The sequence below is a fragment of the Pantoea sp. Cy-640 genome, from assembly GCF_011752635.1.
GTDB lineage: Bacteria > Pseudomonadota > Gammaproteobacteria > Enterobacterales > Enterobacteriaceae > Pantoea > Pantoea dispersa.
Genome location: NZ_VWXB01000002.1, coordinates 548396 through 567863 on the forward strand (window position 1 = coordinate 548396; position 19468 = coordinate 567863).

Consider the following 19468-nt stretch of genomic DNA (forward strand, 5'->3'; position numbering starts at 1 on the left):
TAAAATAAATACTTCTCATTTAGCAGAAGGTTTTTCGTCACGATGTTTTCGCGTTTCACACTGGCCACGTTAACGGCCACACTCCTGCTCACCGGCTGCGCGCGTCATGCTGCCAGCGACAGCAGCGCTGATGCTGCCGCCGCAGAAGCCCCGGCTACCGCTTCCGCTCCGGTCGAGAACAACGACAGCGCTTCGCCGTTTGCCAGCGGACCGACCGTCATCAATGTCTCCCATCTGGTGACGCGCACCGACGATGGCTCATCCGTGTACGTGACGGTGGATGGGCAGGAAGCCGGACTGCTGCAAAAGGGCGAGAGTAAAGAGCTCCGCGTTCCGGCCGGTAAACACCAGATTGGCGGCTACGTGCAGACACTGTTTGGTTTTGGCAAAGTGACCATTCCTGCGGTCGATGTCACCACAGACACCAATGGCCCGAAAAACGTGGTCTATTCCGTTACGCGGCAAAAACCGCAGTTCAGCGAAAGCGCTGCCACGCCAAACAACTCCTGATTGACTGCGGTGCGGGCCAGGTGTCGGCACCGTTGATCGAAGTCTGGGGCAGGGCGTAATGCGCTCTGCCTGAACGGTCAGATAATTAAGTCAACATGCTGGCCACCCGGCATCTTTACACCCAGCGTCAGCTCTCCACCCAGCGCCTCAATGTAGCGCTTCAGCGTGGAAATTTTTAACTCTGCACCACGCGCTTCCATCGCCGCCACAGATGACTGGGCAATGTGCATGGCCTGCGCTTGCTGACGCTGAGTCCGCTGCATCTGCTCACGTAATTGATAAAGCTGGTATTCCAGACGCATCTGGCTGACGCGTTCATCGACCTGATGTTGCTGTTCGGGCGTCAGCGCCGCCAGCATCTCATCCAAGGTTTTCATTATGTGTTTCCCCGATTGCGTTCAGATGATGATGGTATTCGGTTTCGGCAATGCGAAGCATCCGCTGATAGAAACGCTTTTGATTTTTACCCTGTTTGTTGCCGGCACACAGCACAATCGCATGGCGGCGCGGATCGAAAACAAAAAAGCTGCGGATGGGACGACCTTTACTTTGCACGCGTAGCTCTTTCATATTGGGCACCCGTGATAACATCAGGGTATCAACGAAAGGGCGGCCGAGGTGCGGACCGTCCTGCGCCAGAAGCTTCATGGCGGCAAGCACATCGAGACGCAACGCTTCATCCTGAGCCTGCAACCATTTCCAAAACCGATCTGTTGCTTCAACCTGCCACACGATGCCATCCTTGATAGTCTGTAGTCTATTTTATCGTCTGCAGTCTATCAAGGCTCGCGGATTAAAAAATCCGTGACGGGGAATTTATCTCATCTTTCGAGTCTGGCTCGCAAAAATCAGCGGCAAAGCGCAGCGCAATAAGCCATCAGTGCATCAACGCATACACGACATCAATCGCGTTGATGACCAGGAAGAACAGGATAATGTGGGTGAGGGCATTAACGGACATCGCTTTGGGTTGAGACATCATTAGTCCTGAATAATTAACGTGAATACAGTGAAGTAACGTTAAATATTACCTGTTAAGAATAAGATTACTATGCTGTGCCACGGTTATCAGAGGTGCCGGACCGCTGCGTTTTCATGCGCGGGTTCAGAAGGCACGACATTTCATCCGCTTGCGGCCGCGCGTCCTTATTTTTAAAGATAAATCGCAGGGGCATTCGCCTGATGGCTGGCCCGGATTGCGTGGCTGATGGCGTTGAGGCGCAGCGGTGAGATTAAATTGCCGGTAAGATTTGCGCCGTCAGAGTGCGTAAATGTTCACGCAGTAATTGATGTAAAGCGCGAATCGCCGGCGAGAATTGTTTGCGATGCGGGCAGATTAAATGCAGCGGCGTGCTTTCGCCTGGCAGCTGCGGCAGCACCCGTTCCAGCCGGCCGTGTCTGATATCGTCGCAGACATCAAGCCAGGATTTATAAGCAATCCCCATTCCGGCAATCGCCCAGCGGCGCGCCACTTCAGCGTCGTCGCACAGCAGCCGGCTTTTCACCGTAATCTGTCGCCGCATCCCTTCCTGCGGAAAGGTCCATTTATCATACACGTGACCGCCCATGACAAACGGCAGACAGTGATGCTGTGCCAGATCCTCGAGTTTTTCCGGACGGCCATGTCGATCGAGATAATCGGGTGCGGCGACCATCACACGGCGGTTTTCTTCCGCCAGCGGTAGCGCGACATAGCTGCTGTCCTCCAGCTTACCGTAGCGAATGGCGATATCCACCGGATCGCGGAACACGTCACTCACCTGATCGGAAAACGAGAGACGCAGCCCGAGCGCCGGATGCGCCCGGCAAAATTCTGTCAGCAGCGGCAGAATAATATGGCGGCCGATGTCAGACGGCAGAGCGATTTTTAGCTCGCCGCTCAGGGCATCGTCGTGGCTTTGCAGGCTTTCCGCACCGGCGTGCATCAGCGCCAGCATCTCCTGAGCGAACGGCAGATACTTTTCGCCTTCCGCCGTTAAACGCAGGCTGCGCGTCGATCGCGCAAACAGGCGGCGATCGAGATCGCGCTCCAGCCGCTGAATGGCGGCGCTGACCTGACCGGGCAGTAGGTTGGCTTCGCGCGCTGCGCGGGAAAAGCTGCCCAGCGCGGCAGAGCGCACAAACAGGGTGACATCTTCTAAACGAATCATCGACGTTCTCGCCATTATCGGGATTTTCACTCTACGAGTGAAAGTGTTGTCCTGCAACAGGCATTTTTCCCGGCGCGATGTCTGGCTATGCTGCTGTCAACACCCTGAAAATATTCATTCACCTGGAGCCTGTTGCATGAAAGCGATTGTTTATAGCCAAAACGGTTTACCGATTTCAGATGAAAATGCGTTGTATGAACTGGACGTGGCGAAACCGCAGCCAGGCGCACGCGATCTGCTGGTAAAAATCAGCGCGATTGCGGTTAACCCGGTTGATACCAAAGTGCGTGCTGGCGCCCCGACGGACACGCCGCGCATTCTCGGCTGGGATGCGGTGGGCGTGGTCGAGGCGGTGGGCAGCGATGTCACACTGTTTCAGCCCGGCGATGAAGTTTACTATGCCGGCGACATCACACGCGCTGGCAGCTATGCCGAGTACGGACTGGTGGATGAACGCATCGCCGGACTCAAGCCGCGCACGCTGAGCGACGCCGATGCCGCCGCGCTGCCGCTGACGTCGCTCACCGCGTGGGAACTGCTGTTCGATCGCCTGGAAATTGATGCTGCCGACGAAGGCACATTGCTGATCATCGGCGCGGGCGGCGGCGTGGGTTCGATGCTGACGCAGCTGGCGCGCAAACTGACCCGACTGACGGTCATTGGTACCGCCTCTCGCCCGGAAACCGCTGACTGGGTGCGCTCGCTGGGTGCCCATCATGTTATCGATCATCAGCGTCCGCTGGGTGAGCAGCTGGCAGCGATTGGCCATAAAGAGGTGCGCTACGTGGCCTCACTGACCCATACCGACAGCTACTATCCGCAGTTGATCGATGTGCTGGCTCCGCAGGGCAAACTGGCGTTGATTGACGATCCGGAAACCCTGGATGCGGTGCCGCTGAAGCGCAAAGCCATCTCGCTGCACTGGGAACTGATGTTTACCCGCTCGCTGTTCCATACCGCCGATATGCAGCGCCAGCATCAGATTCTGCAGCAGGTGAGTCAGCTGATTGACGATCAAACCCTGCAGACCACCGCTGGCGAGCATCACGGCAGCATCAGCGCGGCCAACCTGCGTAAAGCGCATGCGCTGATTGAGAGCGGTCGCGCACGCGGCAAGATTGTCCTCAGCGGCTTTTAAGTCATTAAAACACGTAAGGTTAACCGTCCGTCAGCCCGGGCGGTTATGGTAGCAACTTTGCTATTTATCTGCGCTCTGGCGCAATCTTCAATCAGGAGACTCTCATGACCCTTAATGATGCGGTTGCCCGCCGTCACACCGTAAAAGCTTTCTCTGCGGGCAAAACGCTGCCGCAGCAGGAGATCGACACGCTGCTTAACCTGCTGCGCAACAGCCCGTCATCGGTTAACTCGCAGCCGTGGCACTTTGTTGTCGCGTCGACTGCGGAAGGGCGGGAAAAGATGGCGCAATCCACCAGTGGCGCGTTCATTTACAACAATCCTAAAGTGCTGAACGCCTCACACGTGATTGCGCTGTGCATGCGCACCGATCTGGATGAAGCGCACCTGCAAAACGTGCTGGCGCAGGAAGAGAAAGACGGGCGTTTTGCCAAACCCGAAGCCAAAGCCGGTCAGGATAAGAGCCGCCGCAGCTACGTGGATATGCACCGTTATGAGCTGCGCGATGTGCCGCAATGGATGGAGAAACAGGTCTATCTGGCGCTGGGCGGACTGTTACTGGGCGCCGCGATGCTCGGCATTGATGCCACCCCGATGGAAGGCTTTGATGCGCGTGCACTTGACCAGGCGCTGGGCCTGCGTGAACAGGGCTTTACCAGCGTGGTGCTGGTTTCGCTTGGCTATCGCAGTGAGGAAGATTTCAACGCCACGCTGCCGAAATCGCGTCTGCCGCAGGACGAAATTTTCACCTTTATCTAAGGGACTTAACCAGGTGCGCACCTGCGCGCTTAACGTGGGAACCGCAGGCAGAAACGGGTTATGCCGTGTTCGCTGCTCACCGTGCAACTGCCCTGATGCAGTTGCATGATCCCGCGCACGATTGACAGACCCAGTCCGCTGCCGCCCTGCTGGCGTGACGCATCGGCGCGCCAGAAGCGGTCAAACAGGCGTGCCTGCTGCGCCTGACTTAGCGTCGGCCCCTGATTTTCTACCACCAAAAGCACGGCGTCTGGCTGCGTGATGCTGGAGACGTGAATGGTGCCGTCGCGCGTGCCGTAATGCAGCGCGTTAGCGATCAGATTAGCCAGCGCGCGCTGTAATAACTGCGGATCGGCGTGCAACTCGCCGTGAAGCGAGATGACAAGCTGCATGCCATGCTCTTCTGCCATACCCTCAAAATAGTCACTCAACCGCTCACCCAGCGGTGTCAGATCGATGCGTTGCCTGTCCAGCGCCTGGCTGGCGTCTGCGGCTTTGGCGAGAAACAGCATATTATCAATCATCTTCGCCAGCCGCTCCAGCTCCGCATAATTGGAACCCAGCAGCGTTTGATACTCGCTGACGCTGCGCGGCTGGTTCAGCGCCACTTCCGTCTGACCAAGCAGCGTGCCAATCGGCGTGCGCAGATCGTGTGCCATGTCCGCTGAGACCTGGCTAAGTTGCTGATAACCTTGCTCCAGCCGGCTCAGCATCTGGTTGAGCGCCGCCAGCAGCGGTTGCAGCTCGCCTGGCGCACTGGTCAGTTCAATGCGATGCGACAGCCGCCGCACGTCGATCACCCCAGCTTCCGCCGCCAGCCGGCGCAGCGGCGTCAGGCCGCGGCGCACCAGCAGCACACTGATCGCGGCGACCAGCAGCGCCGCCAGCGCGGTGCACAGGATAATCTGGTGGCGATAGCCGGTGAGGGTCTGCGTGCGGTCGCTCATCAGGCGACCGGTGATGATTTCGATCTGGCCGCTGCCATCGCGCGTTGGTGTTAACGCGGCGGCGGCGATAAACGGCGTGCCGTCCGCCGCCTGCTGATGGTGGACCGATTGCAGGGTTAACGGCTGATCGGCGGCGACCGGCGTAATGGCTGGCACCGGACGCGCGCCAGGATTGATCACGATCAGCGGCGGCTGGCCGGGAAAGCGCAGCACCAGCAACGATTCGGTATTGCCCAGCATGTTGGCGAACAGCCGCGGCTTCTGCTGAATCAGCGTCAGCGCATCTTCATCGCGCAGCAGCGTGCGCATTTGATCGATGCGCGTCAGCAGGGCTGCGTCATCGCGCACGCCGATCTGCTTCGCCAGTGCGTGATACAGCGCCATGCCGCTGAGTGTAAAAATGACCACCACCGTAGCACTGAGCAGTAGCGAAAGGCGGACGGCGAGCGAGCGGGGTTTCATGTTTCAGCTTCGCAGCGATAACCGACACCGTGCACGGTATGAATTAATGGTCGGTTAAAAGGGCCGTCAATTTTCTGCCGCAGCCGTTTTACTGCCACATCCACTACGTTGGTGTCGCTGTCAAAATTCATGTCCCAGACGCGCGACGCAATCACCGTGCGTGTCAGTACCTCGCCGGGATGCAGCAGAAACAGATGCAGCAGATTGAACTCTTTGTTGGTCAGGTCGATGCGCTGTCCGGCGCGCTCGACCCGGCGACGGGCAATATCCAGCTGCAGATCGGCCAGCGTCAGGATGTCGGGCAGCTTCTGCTGGCTACCGCGCCGCAATTGGGTGCGCACGCGCGCCAGCAGTTCGGCGAAGGAGAAGGGCTTGACCAGATAGTCATCGGCACCCAGTTCCAGCCCTTTGATGCGATCTTCCACCGTGCCTTTGGCGGTGAGGAAAATCACCGGCGTTTGCAATTGCTTATCCAGCTGCGCCATCACCTCCCAGCCATTGATGCCGGGCATCATCACATCCAGCAGAATCAGATCGTAATGGTGCTCCTGCGCATAAAACAGGCCATCCTGACCGTTTTCCGCCACGTCGACGATAAAACCGGCCTCGGTCAATCCTTTGCGCATGTAATCACGCGCCCCGGCTTCATCTTCTATCACCAATATTTTCATGCGATCTCCCGGCAGTGGCGGCCGCTTGCTGATGGCGGGCAGTATAACGCGGGTTAGCATAGAAAACCGAGGCTGACAGCGGCATGAGCCCCTGATGACAAAATCATGACAGAGCGTTAAGTAAAACTTAAGGGCGCGACAAATTTCGCTAAATCATTAACATATATAAGAATTTGCTCTGCATTTTTGCGCGCTTTTGATGGTGGCGTCAGCGGCATCGTGTTATTACAAGGTTAAAACCTGTGAGATAGCCTGCCGGAGAGCATCATGAAAAAGCGTTGGTCTTTTGCCTTACTGTTGTCACTCAGCGCCCTCAGCCAACTGGCTGCGGCGCAGCAGACGCTGCGTTTCGGCGTCGATCCCACTTTTCCACCGTTCGAATCCAAAGCCAGCGATGGCTCGCTGCAGGGGTTTGATATTGATCTGGGCAATGCCATCTGTGCGCAGGCCAAAGTGAAATGTCAGTGGGTGCAGATTGGCTTTGATGGCAGCATTCCGGCGCTGCAGGCGAAGAAATTTGACGCCATTCTGTCGGCGATGTCGATGACGGAGAAGCGCCGCGAGCAGGTGGCGTTCAGCGATATGCTGTATATCACGCCCAGCGCGCTGCTGACGCCTGCCAACAGCACGCTGACGGCGGATATCAGCACGCTGCGCGGGAAGAATATCGGCGTCGCGCAGGGCACCATCCAGGAAACCTACGCCAAAACGAAGTGGGTACCGCAGGGCGTCAATGTGGTCTCGTATCCGAATCAGATGGAGATCTATCCGGATCTGGTAGCGGGTCGACTCGATGCCAGCCTGGCGAATGCGGTTTCGGCCGAGCAGGGCTTTCTCAACACGCCGGAAGGCAAGGGCTATGTCAATAAAGCCACGCTGGTGGATAAAGCATTATTGGGCAACGGCGTGGGTATCGGGCTGCGTAAAGGCGATACGGCCAATCTTACTTTAATTAACAATGCGCTGGCTGCGCTGCACAGCAACGGCACCTATGACCGGCTGGCGCAGAAGTACTTTAAGGTTAAGGTTTATCCCTAATCGCAGGGCGATTTGCCTTCATCACGCACAGGAAAATCATGTCTTTACTCCCTGATTATACCCAGCAGCGGGCGCGATTCCTGGCCGCTGTCACGCGCCAGCACGGCGCGCTGACTGCCTATCGCCATCCGCTGACCGCGCCCGACGGGGCTGCGCTGTATACCGACGTCGCGGTGATCGGCGATCCGGCGGCCCGCAAACGCATGCTGATTCTCTCCGGCACACACGGTGTGGAGGGCTATTACGGTTCAGACAGCCAGATCGCCTGGCTTGATAGCTTCGATGTCGCCGCGTTACCGCCCGACTGCGCCCTGGTGCTGGTCCATCTGCTGAATCCGTGGGGCGCTGCGCATCTGCGGCGCGTCAATGAAGACAATATCGATCTCAACCGGAATTTCATCGATTTCAGCCAGCCCGCACCCGCTAATCCGCACTATGCGCTATGGCACGATCTGTACCATGGCGACCGCGCACATGCCGATCGGCTGCTGGCGGAGACGCTGCAGCAGTCAGGCTGGCCGGCGCTAAAACGGGTGGTGGAAGCGGGCCAATATCAGGCAGCAGATGGCCTGTTTTATGGCGGGCAGCAGCCGGCCTGGTCGCACCGCACGCTGCACGCCATTGTCGAACAGCACCTGCGTCAGGCGCAGGTCATCCTGAGTTTCGACCTGCACACCGGTGCTGGCGCGTGGGGCCATCCGATGCTGCTGGCGATTGCTGAACAGCGCTATCCGGCGCATGACTGGGGCAAAACGTTATACGATGAGTGGCTGACGCTGCTGTTTACCGGCGCCGGGCGCGACAGCGACACCGGCGTGACCGCCACGGCAACGGGCTATGTCTCGCAGTTTCTGCTGACGTCGCTGCCTGACACGCAGCTGCTGCCATTGGTAGTGGAGTGCGGCACTTATCCGGGTGAGGAGATGCACCGCCGGGTGCGCGACGATCACTGGCTGCATCTGCAGGGCGATCCGGCAAGCCACGCCGGACGCGCGCTGAAGCAGCAGCTGGTGGAGGGGTTCTGGCCCGCCGATGAAGACTGGCGCGCCTTAACTGCGTTTCGTACCCGGCAGATTTTCCTGCGCGGCTGGCGCGCGCTGGTGGCTTACAACCGGCCGTAAAAGGTCATGCGCGCGGTTTCGGACAACGCGATACCGGGCTGGGTGTTGTAGGCCAGCACCGCCAGCATACGCGTGACATCGCCTTCGGTGGGCGTCACGCGGTGCAGCGAATTACGCCCGCGAAACAGCACCAGGTCACCGGCATCAATCTCCAGTGCCTCGACCGGCTGGCGCTGATCGAGCACGGCGGCGACGCCGTCGTAGTTCATCTCGCCGGCATCGGCATCGCGCAAATCTTTTACATACTCAAATACACCGCCGCCGCGCGGTTTTTGCACCAGCAGCGTGATGGCGAAAGAGGAGTTGTCAAAATGCCAGCCGAGTTCCTGACCGTCAGGTGCGTAATGCAGATTGATGGACGACAGCGGGTCGGCATACGGATACAGCGCGTCTTCGTCCAGCACATCACACAGAAAGCGTTTAAACAGTTCGTCATTGTACAGCTGACGCAGCGGCGATTCCGCCGCAATCACATCGTCGGTGATGCAGCCTTTGGTGCTGATCACGTCACGGTTGCGCGGATGATCGGCACGGTACGCCTCGTCCGGCTTCAGCAGATAGACGTTGTGCTTGCTGACGGTGTGGTAAGCCAGATGGCGCTGGGCCAGCCCGTCAGCCACGATCGCCTGCAGCGCAGCCGGTTGCAAAAACTGACGCAGCACCAGCGCACCGTGTTGCTCAAGCTGCTGGCGACAGTGCCGACGCCAGTCGGCGTCGGCCAGTGGGTGCAAATCAAATCGAATCAAAGCAGACATCGCGGTGGTTCTCTGAGTTGACAGGTGTAGAGACTGTAACGGCCTGATATGTTGATGCCTAACGATAAATATTTAACGCCTTGCTAAGGAAACCTTAATGCCTGCACCCGCGTCGCGTTTGCCAAAAATCAGCGTGATTCAGTCGTTCAAAGTGGCGGCGGAACTTGGTAGCCTGGCGAAAGCCGCCGCACAGCTGGCGCTGACGCCGGCTGCCGTCAGCCAGCAAATTCGTCAGCTGGAAGCGCAGCTGGGCAGCGCACTGTTTGTGCGTACCCAGAGCGGCGTGATGCTGACGGAAACCGGCAAAGAGTATCTGCGCTACGTCAGTGAAGCTTTCGACATTCTGCATCTGGGGCAGCAAAATTTGCGCCATGCGGCCAGCATGCCAAAGCTGACGCTCTATTCACTGCCGGCGCTGGCGTCGAAATGGCTGCTGCCGAATATCACCGCCTGGCGGGCTCACTGCCCGGACTGCGATCTTAGCCTGCACGGCACTCATGCGCCGGTGGATTTCAGCGCCACACCGGCAGATTTTGTCATCTGCTTTGGTGAGGATCGCTACCCGCAACTCGACAAACAACGGCTGTTCTGTGACGAGGTGCTGCCGGTCGCCAGTCCGGCGCTGATACAGCGTTACCCGGGCGAATCGTTGCTCAGCCAGGCGCCGTTGATCCATCTGGACTGGGGCAATGAAGGCCGCTTTCTGCCCGACTGGCGCAGCTGGTTTCAGGCCAAAGGTAGCATGGAGCCGGCGGCCCAGCCGGCATTCAGTTTTAATCTCACCTCCCTGGCCATAGACGCGGCGGTAGCCGGGGCCGGTGTGCTGCTGGGGCAGCGTCGCCTGATTGCCGGCGAACTGGCGCGCGGTGCACTTCAGGTGGTGGATCCGCTCAGCCTGCCGCTGAGCAAACCCTATTTCCTCGCCTGGCCACAGCGCTCCCGCAGTCAGCCCGGCAGCGAGGCGCTGATTCAGTGGCTGACGCAGCTGGCGAGTTAACAAACTGTTAACTGCCGCAGCGTTCTGCGACAGGGATTGCCCTATGCTGATGCGCTTTGTGCGCAGTTGCGAAGAAAGGGAGTTCAGGCACGATGATTGATACCTCATTCTGGCTGACCACGCTGGTGGTCAGCATCACAATTTTGCTGTGGGCGCTGGCGCGGTTGCCGGAATACCTTACCGCGCTGCTGTTTTTTGCGGCGGCGATGCTGCTGTCCATAGCGCCAGCCAGCAGCGTGTTCAGCGGTTTTGCCTCCTCAGCGTTCTGGCTGGTGCTGAGCGGTTTTGTGCTGGGCGCGGCGATCCGCAAAGTGGGCCTTGCCCAACGCTGGGCCAACTGGCTGGTGGTGCCGTTCAGCCAGAGCTGGCCGCGGATGGTGGCGGGCACGGTGCTGCTGAGTTATCTGCTGGCGCTGGTGATGCCGTCGAACATGGGACGCATCGCGCTGCTGACGCCGGTGGTGCTGGCGCTGGGCGAGCGGGCCGGTATCCGGCCGGGCAGTCGCGGCAGCATTGGGCTGGCGCTGGCGGTGGGCTTCGGCACCTTTCAACTCTCTGCCAGTATTCTGCCCGCCAACGTACCAAACCTGGTGCTGAGCGGCGCGGCGGAAAGCGCGTACCAGCTGCATTTGCAATGGCTGCCGTGGTGGCTGCTGCACATGCCGGTGGTGGGGCTGGGCAAAGGTATTCTGCTGGTTGCCTGCATTACGCTGCTGTTCCGCGCTCAGCCGCAGCCGGTGGCGACGCGGGAAGCATTGCCGGCGCTAAGCGGGCGCGAATGGCGGCTGATTGCCCTACTGGCCGTCACGTTACTGCTGTGGATGACCGACAGCCTGCACGGCTTATCCGCTGCGTGGGTCGGGCTGGCCGCGGCGTGTCTGTGTTTGTTACCGCGCGTGGGCTTTCTTTCGGGCGACGATTTTGCCAGCGGCGTCAATTTCCGCACCTGCATCTATATCGCCGGCATTCTCGGCGTCGCCACGGTGGTGGTGGACTCTGGGCTGGGGCGGCTCATCGCCAATGCACTGCTTCACCTGCTGCCGCTGCATGACTCGCCGTCATTCAGTAATTTTGCTGTGCTCAATGCGCTGGTGACGCTGCTGAATTTTGTGCTCACCGCCAACGGCGTGCCGGCGATGGTCACGCCGATGGCGCAGGAGCTGGCTGCCGCTTCGGGCTTTCCGCTACTGAGCGTGGTGATGCTGCAGGTTTTTGCCTACGCCACCCCGCTGCTGCCATATCAGGCGTCGCCCATCGTGGTGGCAATGGGGCTGGGGAATGTGCCTGCCAGAGCCGGTTTGCAGCTGTGCCTGCTGGTGTTCGTGCTGAGCGCGCTGCTGCTGTTACCGCTGGATTATCTGTGGTTCCGGCTGCTAGGCTATGCCTGATACGCCGTCAGAGGTCACGAATTCGCTATGTCAGCTACTAACGATTGGGTAGATTTCCGTCGTGATGAGGAGACGGGCATCGAAAGTGTTAACGCGCACTTCTGCGGCCACGCTTACGATCCGCACGACCACGACGAATTGCTGGTCGGCGTGACGCAGCAGGGGCTGCAGCGCTTTAACTGCCACCGCGCGCTGCACACCAGCACGCCGGGCCGCGCTATTCTGATTGAGCCGGGCGCGGTACACGATGGTCACGCGCCCGATGCCGCCGGTTTTACCTATGTGATGCTTTATCTGCCGCAACCCTGGGTGGCGGAGATGATGCAGCGCCGTGGGCTGGGCGATGTGGCGAATATTCAGGGGGCGTTTCGCTCCACGCTCACCGATGATGCGCAGCTGGCCAGTGCGATTCAGCAGGCATGGTTTGCGGTGCATCAGCGGGAAGGGCGGCTGGCGCGCGATCAGAGCCTGGATCATCTGCTCACGCTGCTGTCCCGGCATCTGGAAAATAAACCCGGCATGCAGCTCAGTGACGCTCAGCGGCAGATGCATCTGCTGCGTGACTATCTGCATGATTTTATGGCGCAGGATATCGGGCTGGATGATCTGTCTCGCTTATCCGGCATCGATCGTTTCCGCCTGACGCGCCAGTTTAAGCAGGCGTTTGGCCAGTCGCCGCACGCTTATCTGGTACGGCTGCGGCTGCGTAGCGCCCGCGCGCTGCTGGCACAAGGCGTTGAGCCAGTGCAGGTCGCAGCGCAGGTGGGCTTTGCCGACCAAAGCCATCTTGGCCGCTGGTTCCAGCGTGCTTATCGCATGACGCCCGCCGCCTATCAGCGCCAGTGCACAAACATTCTATACCGCTCTCTGCCGGCTAACCGATGATGGGATTTTTAATTCTCACCGGAGAGTTCTGACAGATGTTTGATACCAAAATTGCCCTGATCGTACGTGATGATTTAGCCACCTGGCAGCGCCTGAATGTGGTGGCTTTTCTGGCAACCGGCATTGCGGCGGCAGCGCCGGAGATGATGGGTGAACCCTACGTCGACGCGCTCGGTCGTCAGTACGGCAACATGGCCGGCCAGCCGATGCTGGTGTTTGCCGCCGATTTAGCCGGCCTGCAACGGGCGCATCGCCAGGGCGTAGAGCGTGAGTTAACGCTAATTCCTTACGTCGAAGCGATGTTTTCCACCGGCCACGATGCCGCCAACCGCGCGGTGTTTCTGGCCGAAGACGCCGATAATCTCAACCTGGTGGGCATCGCGCTGCGCGGCCCGAAAAAGGCGGTGGATAAAGCCATCAAAGGGCTGGCGCTGCATGGTTGAATCATCATAAATCAATTTGAATTGTTGAGACTGGACTTGTGCCAGCGCTCAACTTTCAGAGGGAGAGTCATGCTGAATGCTCTGATGAAGTTTGCAGTATTGATTTTATCGGAAGAAGAATTTAAGTTGGCCTAAGTTCACCTGGGGATAGACGGAAATAATTGCCGTGAATAATGTTTTTAATCATTAAAACTCGCTTTGGAAATCATTGATGAAGATACGCTATCAACCTGACGCCAACTGGAAAAGTGATGTTAAGCTGAACGATGATGAAACCGATGTCATGGTGTTGCTGGGCAATAAATGGGATGACTATAGTTTTAAAACTACATTAAATGCCGTTGTATTTATTCAGGGTGAAAAGCTGGATTTTGATTTCCATATAAAAATTATCATTGGTGATGAATCTAACACGTCTGAATATCTGTATAAGCTATGTGAACATGGCTGGGATGGGGTGTTTCCTATCCCGGTGGATGAATATTATTCGGTGCCTTCTGATATCAGTATCTATGAAATTATGATTTCAACATTAGGTCATCGTGAGGCTTACCAGCTTTTTGATTGTCTTCATGATGCTGGAATACGGGTCAATCTCGGGCGCATATCTGCAGGTCATCTCGAAAATAAAAGTATTTTCAAATATTCACTTTTGCGAGAAAGTGGTGCAGTTAAATCATATCGTGATGGATGGTCCTATTTCAGAGATGAAATCACTAACATTGATGATTTTGACTTAAGCCTGCGCACTCATGATGGTAAAGGAGCAACCATCTCTTTTAAATTCAACTCTGAATTATTACCTTATGACATAAATGTGATGATTGGTGCAAATGGAGTCGGGAAGTCTTATGCAATCAAGTCGTTAGTGGAATATTGGTTAAAAACCGCCAGCGGAGAACCAGACACCCTACGTCAGATTGGTCACGTCCCATTCAATATACATCCTAACTTCAGTAATTTGATTCTTATCTCATTTAGTCCTTTCGAGGATTTTAAGCTGGATTTGACAGAAACTCATATTCAGGAAACAAGAGTATATAAATATTTTGGTTTAAGGCGTCTGGACCAAAATAAAATAGAGGTAGTTGATAAGTATTTGCCAGCTAAAGAAGCGACACAATCATTGATCAAGGCAGTGGGTCATGATTTCTTTTACAAAGAGTCCGGGAAGTTGAAAAAGGTAAGCCTGTTACTTGATACGCTTAAAGAGGCGATTGATTTTGATTGTCTTGCGGTAGAAGTAAACTCTGAGGATGCCAGTTTATCAGATTCTGAACACCTGATTAAATTTGAAGATAAGGTTTATTTGAATATTCACGAAAAATCGGGTGATATTTATGATCATGAATTGCTAACTAAATTTGTAAATGTTGAAACCGGCGTGACTTATTTCAAGAATGGCAACGTTTGTCTGTTAAGTTCAGGCCAGAAAATGTTTGGTTATATAATAACAAATATTATTGGTGAAATTAGAACTAACAGTATGGTTGTTATTGATGAACCAGAGCTTTACTTGCATCCAACGCTAGAAATAGGTTTGATCAGTCTATTGAAGAAGGTTTTAATTCCATTCAATTCTAAAGCAATTCTGGCAACCCATTCTATCTCAATTTCACGTGAGGTTCCCGGCAGATGCGTTCATATATTCCGCAATGAGCAAGGTTTTTTAGATGTGGTTAATCCGCCATTCGAAACTTTTGGTGGAAGTGTACAAAAGATTTCTGCCTACGTTTTTGGGGATAGGTCAATTAGCAAGCCTTTTCAGGCGTGGCTGGAGGAATTGATCGATAAGCATCCGGATGCTAAAGAGCTCATTGAAAAGCTAGGGGATGAAATTAACGAAAACCTCATCATGTCGTTATATCAGCTTGAGAAAAGAAATGGTCACTAAATTAGAGCTGCCAAAAGGTGATACGGCAACTATTATCAATGATATTGTTAGCTTAAGAAGAAACAACAATGCGTTCTTTACCAGAATATTAAAAGACTGGTTGCTTGTTGCTAAAAATTATCATGTTTGTGGTGGGAGCCCTTTAAAGTTAACCCCCTTCGATTTTAAAGTATACATATCGAAAGAGGAGCTAAAGCAGGAGACAAAAACAAAAGCAACTGCGAAGAGCAAGCGCATGACACTGGTAGAACGTGTTGCACTAAAAAGGAAAACTAGCTTTATTAATTTTTTTGAACCAAAAAAAGACTCCGAATTATATACTATATTAAATGTAATGAGGCATAAGCACAAATTACGTACGTGCCCATGCTGTGGTGAAGAGGGTGTACCGGCAACGCTGGACCACTATCTTCCAAAAGAATACTTTCCAGAACTGTCGGTCGTTCTTGAGAATCTTACCCCTATGTGTTCTAAATGTCAGACACTAAAATCTTCTGACTATGTACCTGTCAACGGCGAAAAAAGATTTCTGCACCCCTATTACGACTGTTATGATGGTTTTAGTTTTTATATCGATATTGCTCCACCTTTCGATGCTCCCAGTAATTTTGAATTGAAGATAAATTGTTGTTCTGCGATGCACAAGGTGATCAGTAACCATGTCGATGGAATTAATCTTGTTCCCAGAATTGAAAGCTACTGTATTGAAATGCATAGTGATTTACTTGAACTTTTTCGTGATAAAGAGACAGCTAATGACGCAAAAACTACAGTCGGCCTTTTTTTAAGTATGCAAAAAAAGAAAGGCGTTAATTCATGGATGGCAATTTATTATCAATCGGTTCTTAATAATAAACCGCTTCTGGCGTATCTTGATAGCCTGTTACTTTTAAACGATCAATGAAAGACCCGGCGTAAATCCCAGATCCACGTGTCTGATATCCGGGATTTACTTTTCGGGTCGATGTGTTTGCGGTGTTACATACCTTCAGATTCACCCACCGCGTGCCGATCCGCGCCACACCATATCGGCCTGATACAGCAGTGCGTCGTGCTTATCACTCTGCGGCGTAAAACCACTCACCGCCTGTTCGGTCTGCGTGAGTCACGGTATGGCATCGCGGACAAATTGACCTTGCGCCACCGCTGACGCTGGCGCAGTTCGTGCAGTATCAGCATGCGCTGGTCTCCTATCGCGGCGTGAGTGAAAGTGCGCTGGACGCCGCGTTAGCCCGCGAGGGACTGACGCGCCGCGTGCGCTATGTCACGCCGCACTTCTCGGTGTTACCGCTAATGTTGCAGCGTCTGCCGCTGTTCGCGACCGTTCCGCAGGGACTGGTGCAGGCATGGCAACAGCGCTATGCGCTGAGTACGGCGGCGGTGCCGATCGGCATGCCGGATTATGCGCTTTCGCTGCTGTGGCATAACGCCCGGGCCGAAGACCCGGCGCACCGCTGGCTGCGCGCCACGCTGCGTCAGCTGATCGAACGCAAGCTGGCGTGAAACGCTTACCACGGCACTACGCGGCCGAGGTAATCGAGATAGTGCAGGCCGCCGCGTCCGGTCTGGCTTTCCACCGTGTTGAGCAGATTCGGGATGCTCTCCTCAATGCTCAGTCGCGCCCCGGCGCCACCCATGTCGGTGCGCACCCAGCCTGGGGCCAGCAGCAGTAGCGTGCGCGCATCGTCGTGACGCGCGGCGAAGCTGCGCATAAACATATTCAGCGCCGCTTTACTGCCGCGATACACCTCGTAGTTGCCATGGGTGTTGTTGGTGAGACTGCCCTGGCCGGAGGACATCACCGCCAGCGTGCCGCGCGCGCTGACGTTGTTTCTGAAGGTTTCCAGCACACGCAGCGGGCTCAGCGCGTTGGTGACCATTACGCGAATAAACTCTTCCGTCGACACATCGGCAAGGGTTTCGCGATCGTCATTTTTCACGCCCGCGTTGACCAGCAGCAGATCGAACTGCTGGCCGCTTAGCCGCAGATGCAGGGCGTTGACCTCTGCTGGCACGGTGATGTCCACGCTCTCCACCGTCAGCTGCTGCGGGTAGCGCTGCGCCAGCTGTTGCAGCGCGTGAAGGGAGTGCTGGCGGCCGGTCGCCACCACCTGATAGCCACGCTGCAGCATATTCTCCGCCAGCGCGAAGCCGAGGCCGCGCGAAGCACCAATCAATAAAGCACGGGAAGCCTTGTTCATGACCCTCTCCTGGTTTTGGGGTGAGTGAAAAGTCTACCCTTGCATGACAACAGGCGGAACGCGCAGCATCTGCATACATAACCTGCAGCAAACGCCTTGCCAGATGGCGCTCAATCAATAAGGATGATGCGATGAATAGCGTCGATTTGAATTTACTCCCTGCGCTGGACGCGCTGCTCAGTGAAGGCAGCGTAGTGGGCGCTGCGCGTCGCCTGGGGCTGAGCGAGTCAGCGATGAGCCGCACGCTGGGGCGACTGCGTGCTGCCACCGGCGATGCGCTACTGGTGCGCGCCGGGCGCGTGATGGTGCTGACGCCACACGCCGAAGCGCTGCGCAACCAGGTGCATGCCACTTTGCGGGATACGCAGGCGCTGCTGAGTCCACCCGCGCAACGCTTTGCTGCCGCCGAGCTGCAGCGCCACTTCACGCTGCGTACCAACGAAGGTTTTGTCGAAGCGTTTGGCAGCGCGCTGATCGCCGCAGTCCGCGCACAGGCGCCTGGCGTGCAGCTGCGCTTCATGCCGAAAGCAGAGAAAAATGATCGACCGCTGCGCAGCGGCGACGTCGATCTGGAGATTGGTGTTCTGGGCAATATGGGACCGGAGATTCGGCTGCAGGCGCTGTTTCGCGATCGCTTCGTCGGCGTGGTGCGCGCCGGGCATCCGTTACTCGCGGACGTGACGTTGGCACAGCTGGCCGCATATGGTCACATCGTGGCGTCAAGGCGCGGTGAGCTGGGCGGGCCGGTGCATGAGGCGCTGCTCGCCGCCGGTTTTACCCGTCAGGTAGCGGCCGTGGTACCCGCTTTTTCCACTGCCGTCGCGCTTACGCTGCACAGCGACTGGCTGGCGCTGGTGCCGCATACGTTGTGCCTGCACCATCCGCTAATCAAAGATAATCCGGCGTTTGCGATGTTTGAATTACCGTTCGCCACGCCAGAGGTGACGGTGTCACAGCTATGGCATCCGCGGCTGGAGCAGGATGCCGCACACCGCTGGTTGCGTGACACGGTGCGGCAGGTATGCCGCGCTTAGATCAGCCGCCGCGCACCGATCCGCGCCATACCACATCAGCCTGATACAGTAGCGTGTCGTGCTGCTGCTCACTCTGCGGCGTAAAACCACTCTCCGCCTGTTCCGTCTGTGTCAGCCACGCGATGGCGTCGCGGGCAAAGCGCTCCACCGGCTGGGCGAAGGTGGTGAGATTGTAAGAGGACCAGCCAGCCTGCGCGATGTTGTCGTAGCCGATCAGGCACAAATCCTCCGGCACGCGCAGCTGGAAACGGTGGCGCGCTTCATCCATGAAACCGCAGGCCATCAGATCGGTGACGCAGAACACCGCGTCCGGGCGCTGATGACGCGTCAGCAGGCGATGCGCCAGAATCTGACCGCTCTCATACGAGGTGGTGCCGAAACGCTCCACGCTGACCGTCAGTCCGGCGCGCTCCGCCACAGCGATAAACGCCGTTTCGCGTTTGATCAGGCTCGGCGTACCGGCCAGCGAATTGGCGAACGCCAGCTGACGACAGCCGGCGCGCTGAAACGCCATCACCGCCGTTTCGGCCGCCGCCTGCGCGTCGAGGTTGATACTGAGCGAGCCCGGCAGCGCTTCGTCGCGGTTGATCAGGATGATGCGCTGACCGTGCTGATAGCACTGGCGGGTGATGGTGCGATCCGGCATGCCGGAGAGGATGATGGAGGCATCGGCGCGAAAATTGATCGCCTGCAGCAGCGCGGCGGAGACGCTGTTGTCGGAACGATCGGTATTAATCAGCATCGCCACTTTGCCCGCTTCCTGTAAAAACTGGGTCAGCCAGCGCACCAGCGTGGCGCGGTAAGGCGTGGCGATTTCAGAGACGATCAGGCAGACGATGCCGCTGCGGTTGCGCACCAGCCCGCGCGCCAGGTGGTTAACGTGATAGCCCAGCTCCTGCGCCGCTTTCATCACCCGGGCACGCGTGGCTGCAGAAACGCTGGCACCGGGCGTAAAGGCGCGTGACACCGCCGAACGCGACACGCCCGCGCGATCGGCCACATCCTGTGCGCTCACCCCGGCTTTGTCATTCTGCATCTTCAACTCCTCACAATTACGGCTGAAAAGCAGTCTGCCG

21 protein-coding genes are annotated in these 19468 nt (G+C 56.7%); 13 read left to right on the forward strand and 8 right to left on the reverse strand.

The window, feature by feature from the left end; translation table 11 throughout:
- The first annotated feature begins 42 nt into the window (after positions 1–42).
- Positions 43–510 carry a hypothetical protein gene (locus F3J36_RS08120; RefSeq protein WP_058759022.1) on the forward strand — a complete coding sequence of 156 codons (468 nt, stop codon included), beginning with the start codon at positions 43–45 and terminating at the stop codon, positions 508–510.
- A gap of 77 nt (positions 511–587) precedes the next feature.
- On the opposite strand, the gene F3J36_RS08125 is transcribed toward F3J36_RS08120, so the two are convergent.
- From F3J36_RS08125 to F3J36_RS08135, 3 genes are all read right to left on the reverse strand, one after another.
- The gene (locus F3J36_RS08125; RefSeq protein ID WP_021508926.1) at positions 588–887 is read right to left on the reverse strand and encodes a helix-turn-helix domain-containing protein; all 300 of its coding nucleotides are present in this window, start codon (positions 885–887) and stop codon (positions 588–590) included.
- Positions 871–1242: a type II toxin-antitoxin system RelE/ParE family toxin gene (locus F3J36_RS08130; protein WP_166719411.1), complete on the reverse strand. Its 372-nt coding sequence runs from the start codon at positions 1240–1242 to the stop codon at positions 871–873. Before F3J36_RS08130 ends, F3J36_RS08125 begins: the two co-directional genes overlap by 17 nt.
- 500 nt (positions 1243–1742) lie before the next feature.
- A complete protein-coding gene (locus F3J36_RS08135; protein ID WP_058759023.1) occupies positions 1743–2660 on the reverse strand; it encodes a LysR family transcriptional regulator in 918 nt (305 codons plus the stop codon).
- 136 nt (positions 2661–2796) lie between these two features.
- Between F3J36_RS08135 and F3J36_RS08140 the strand changes: the two genes are divergently transcribed.
- Both F3J36_RS08140 and nfsB read left to right on the forward strand, forming a co-directional pair.
- Positions 2797–3798 carry a zinc-binding alcohol dehydrogenase family protein gene (locus tag F3J36_RS08140; RefSeq protein ID WP_021508931.1) on the forward strand — a complete coding sequence of 334 codons (1002 nt, stop codon included), beginning with the start codon at positions 2797–2799 and terminating at the stop codon, positions 3796–3798.
- 104 nt (positions 3799–3902) lie between these two features.
- The gene (gene nfsB, locus F3J36_RS08145) at positions 3903–4556 is read left to right on the forward strand and encodes an oxygen-insensitive NAD(P)H nitroreductase (RefSeq protein ID WP_058770319.1); all 654 of its coding nucleotides are present in this window, start codon (positions 3903–3905) and stop codon (positions 4554–4556) included.
- A gap of 29 nt (positions 4557–4585) precedes the next feature.
- Here nfsB and F3J36_RS08150 read toward each other — a convergent pair whose 3' ends face one another.
- Both F3J36_RS08150 and F3J36_RS08155 read right to left on the reverse strand, forming a co-directional pair.
- Positions 4586–5965: a heavy metal sensor histidine kinase gene (locus F3J36_RS08150; RefSeq protein ID WP_166719412.1), complete on the reverse strand. Its 1380-nt coding sequence runs from the start codon at positions 5963–5965 to the stop codon at positions 4586–4588.
- The gene (locus F3J36_RS08155) at positions 5962–6636 is read right to left on the reverse strand and encodes a heavy metal response regulator transcription factor (RefSeq protein WP_104093403.1); all 675 of its coding nucleotides are present in this window, start codon (positions 6634–6636) and stop codon (positions 5962–5964) included. Before F3J36_RS08155 ends, F3J36_RS08150 begins: the two co-directional genes overlap by 4 nt.
- A 267-nt stretch (positions 6637–6903) precedes the next feature.
- Between F3J36_RS08155 and F3J36_RS08160 the strand changes: the two genes are divergently transcribed.
- Together F3J36_RS08160 and F3J36_RS08165 are read left to right on the forward strand one after the other, a co-directional pair.
- Positions 6904–7674, forward strand: a complete 771-nt coding sequence (locus F3J36_RS08160) for a transporter substrate-binding domain-containing protein (RefSeq protein ID WP_166719413.1) — start codon at positions 6904–6906, stop codon at positions 7672–7674.
- A gap of 38 nt (positions 7675–7712) precedes the next feature.
- A complete protein-coding gene (locus tag F3J36_RS08165) occupies positions 7713–8795 on the forward strand; it encodes a DUF2817 domain-containing protein (protein ID WP_166719414.1) in 1083 nt (360 codons plus the stop codon).
- On the opposite strand, the gene F3J36_RS08170 is transcribed toward F3J36_RS08165, so the two are convergent.
- On the reverse strand, positions 8780–9550 hold the full coding sequence (locus F3J36_RS08170) for a 2OG-Fe(II) oxygenase (RefSeq protein WP_088517383.1): 771 nt from the start codon (positions 9548–9550) through the stop codon (positions 8780–8782). The two genes, F3J36_RS08165 and F3J36_RS08170, sit on opposite strands and share 16 nt — an antisense overlap.
- A gap of 97 nt (positions 9551–9647) precedes the next feature.
- Here F3J36_RS08170 and F3J36_RS08175 point away from each other — a divergent pair, with 97 nt between their 5' ends.
- The 7 genes from F3J36_RS08175 (at position 9648) to F3J36_RS08205 (ending at position 16660) form a co-directional block, all read left to right on the forward strand.
- Positions 9648–10547, forward strand: coding sequence for a LysR substrate-binding domain-containing protein (locus tag F3J36_RS08175; RefSeq protein ID WP_058759027.1), 900 nt, complete (start codon positions 9648–9650; stop codon positions 10545–10547).
- 92 nt (positions 10548–10639) lie between these two features.
- Positions 10640–11935 (forward strand): SLC13 family permease, encoded by a 1296-nt coding sequence (locus F3J36_RS08180; RefSeq protein WP_166719415.1) that lies wholly within the window; start codon positions 10640–10642, stop codon positions 11933–11935.
- Between the two features lie 27 nt (positions 11936–11962).
- Positions 11963–12820, forward strand: coding sequence for an AraC family transcriptional regulator (locus F3J36_RS08185; protein ID WP_166719416.1), 858 nt, complete (start codon positions 11963–11965; stop codon positions 12818–12820).
- Between the two features lie 35 nt (positions 12821–12855).
- Positions 12856–13263, forward strand: coding sequence for a DUF2000 family protein (locus F3J36_RS08190; protein ID WP_058770312.1), 408 nt, complete (start codon positions 12856–12858; stop codon positions 13261–13263).
- A gap of 211 nt (positions 13264–13474) precedes the next feature.
- Positions 13475–15157, forward strand: coding sequence for an AAA family ATPase (locus F3J36_RS08195; protein ID WP_166719417.1), 1683 nt, complete (start codon positions 13475–13477; stop codon positions 15155–15157).
- Entirely contained in the window at positions 15147–16061 is a 915-nt protein-coding gene (locus F3J36_RS08200; RefSeq protein WP_166719418.1) for a hypothetical protein, read from the forward strand. The genes F3J36_RS08195 and F3J36_RS08200 overlap by 11 nt, the downstream gene beginning before the upstream one ends.
- A gap of 248 nt (positions 16062–16309) precedes the next feature.
- Positions 16310–16660, forward strand: coding sequence for a LysR substrate-binding domain-containing protein (locus tag F3J36_RS08205; protein WP_256378233.1), 351 nt, complete (start codon positions 16310–16312; stop codon positions 16658–16660).
- Between the two features lie 5 nt (positions 16661–16665).
- On the opposite strand, the gene F3J36_RS08210 is transcribed toward F3J36_RS08205, so the two are convergent.
- Positions 16666–17358, reverse strand: a complete 693-nt coding sequence (locus F3J36_RS08210) for an SDR family NAD(P)-dependent oxidoreductase (RefSeq protein WP_088517377.1) — start codon at positions 17356–17358, stop codon at positions 16666–16668.
- 131 nt (positions 17359–17489) lie between these two features.
- Between F3J36_RS08210 and F3J36_RS08215 the strand changes: the two genes are divergently transcribed.
- Complete coding sequence (locus F3J36_RS08215) at positions 17490–18392, forward strand: LysR family transcriptional regulator (RefSeq protein WP_166719419.1); 903 nt, start codon at positions 17490–17492, stop codon at positions 18390–18392.
- Position 18393: 1 nt separating this feature from the next.
- Here the strand turns inward: F3J36_RS08215 and F3J36_RS08220 are convergent, their stop codons facing one another.
- Positions 18394–19428, reverse strand: a complete 1035-nt coding sequence (locus F3J36_RS08220; RefSeq protein ID WP_166719420.1) for a LacI family DNA-binding transcriptional regulator — start codon at positions 19426–19428, stop codon at positions 18394–18396.
- Between the last annotated feature and the right edge of the window lie 40 nt (positions 19429–19468).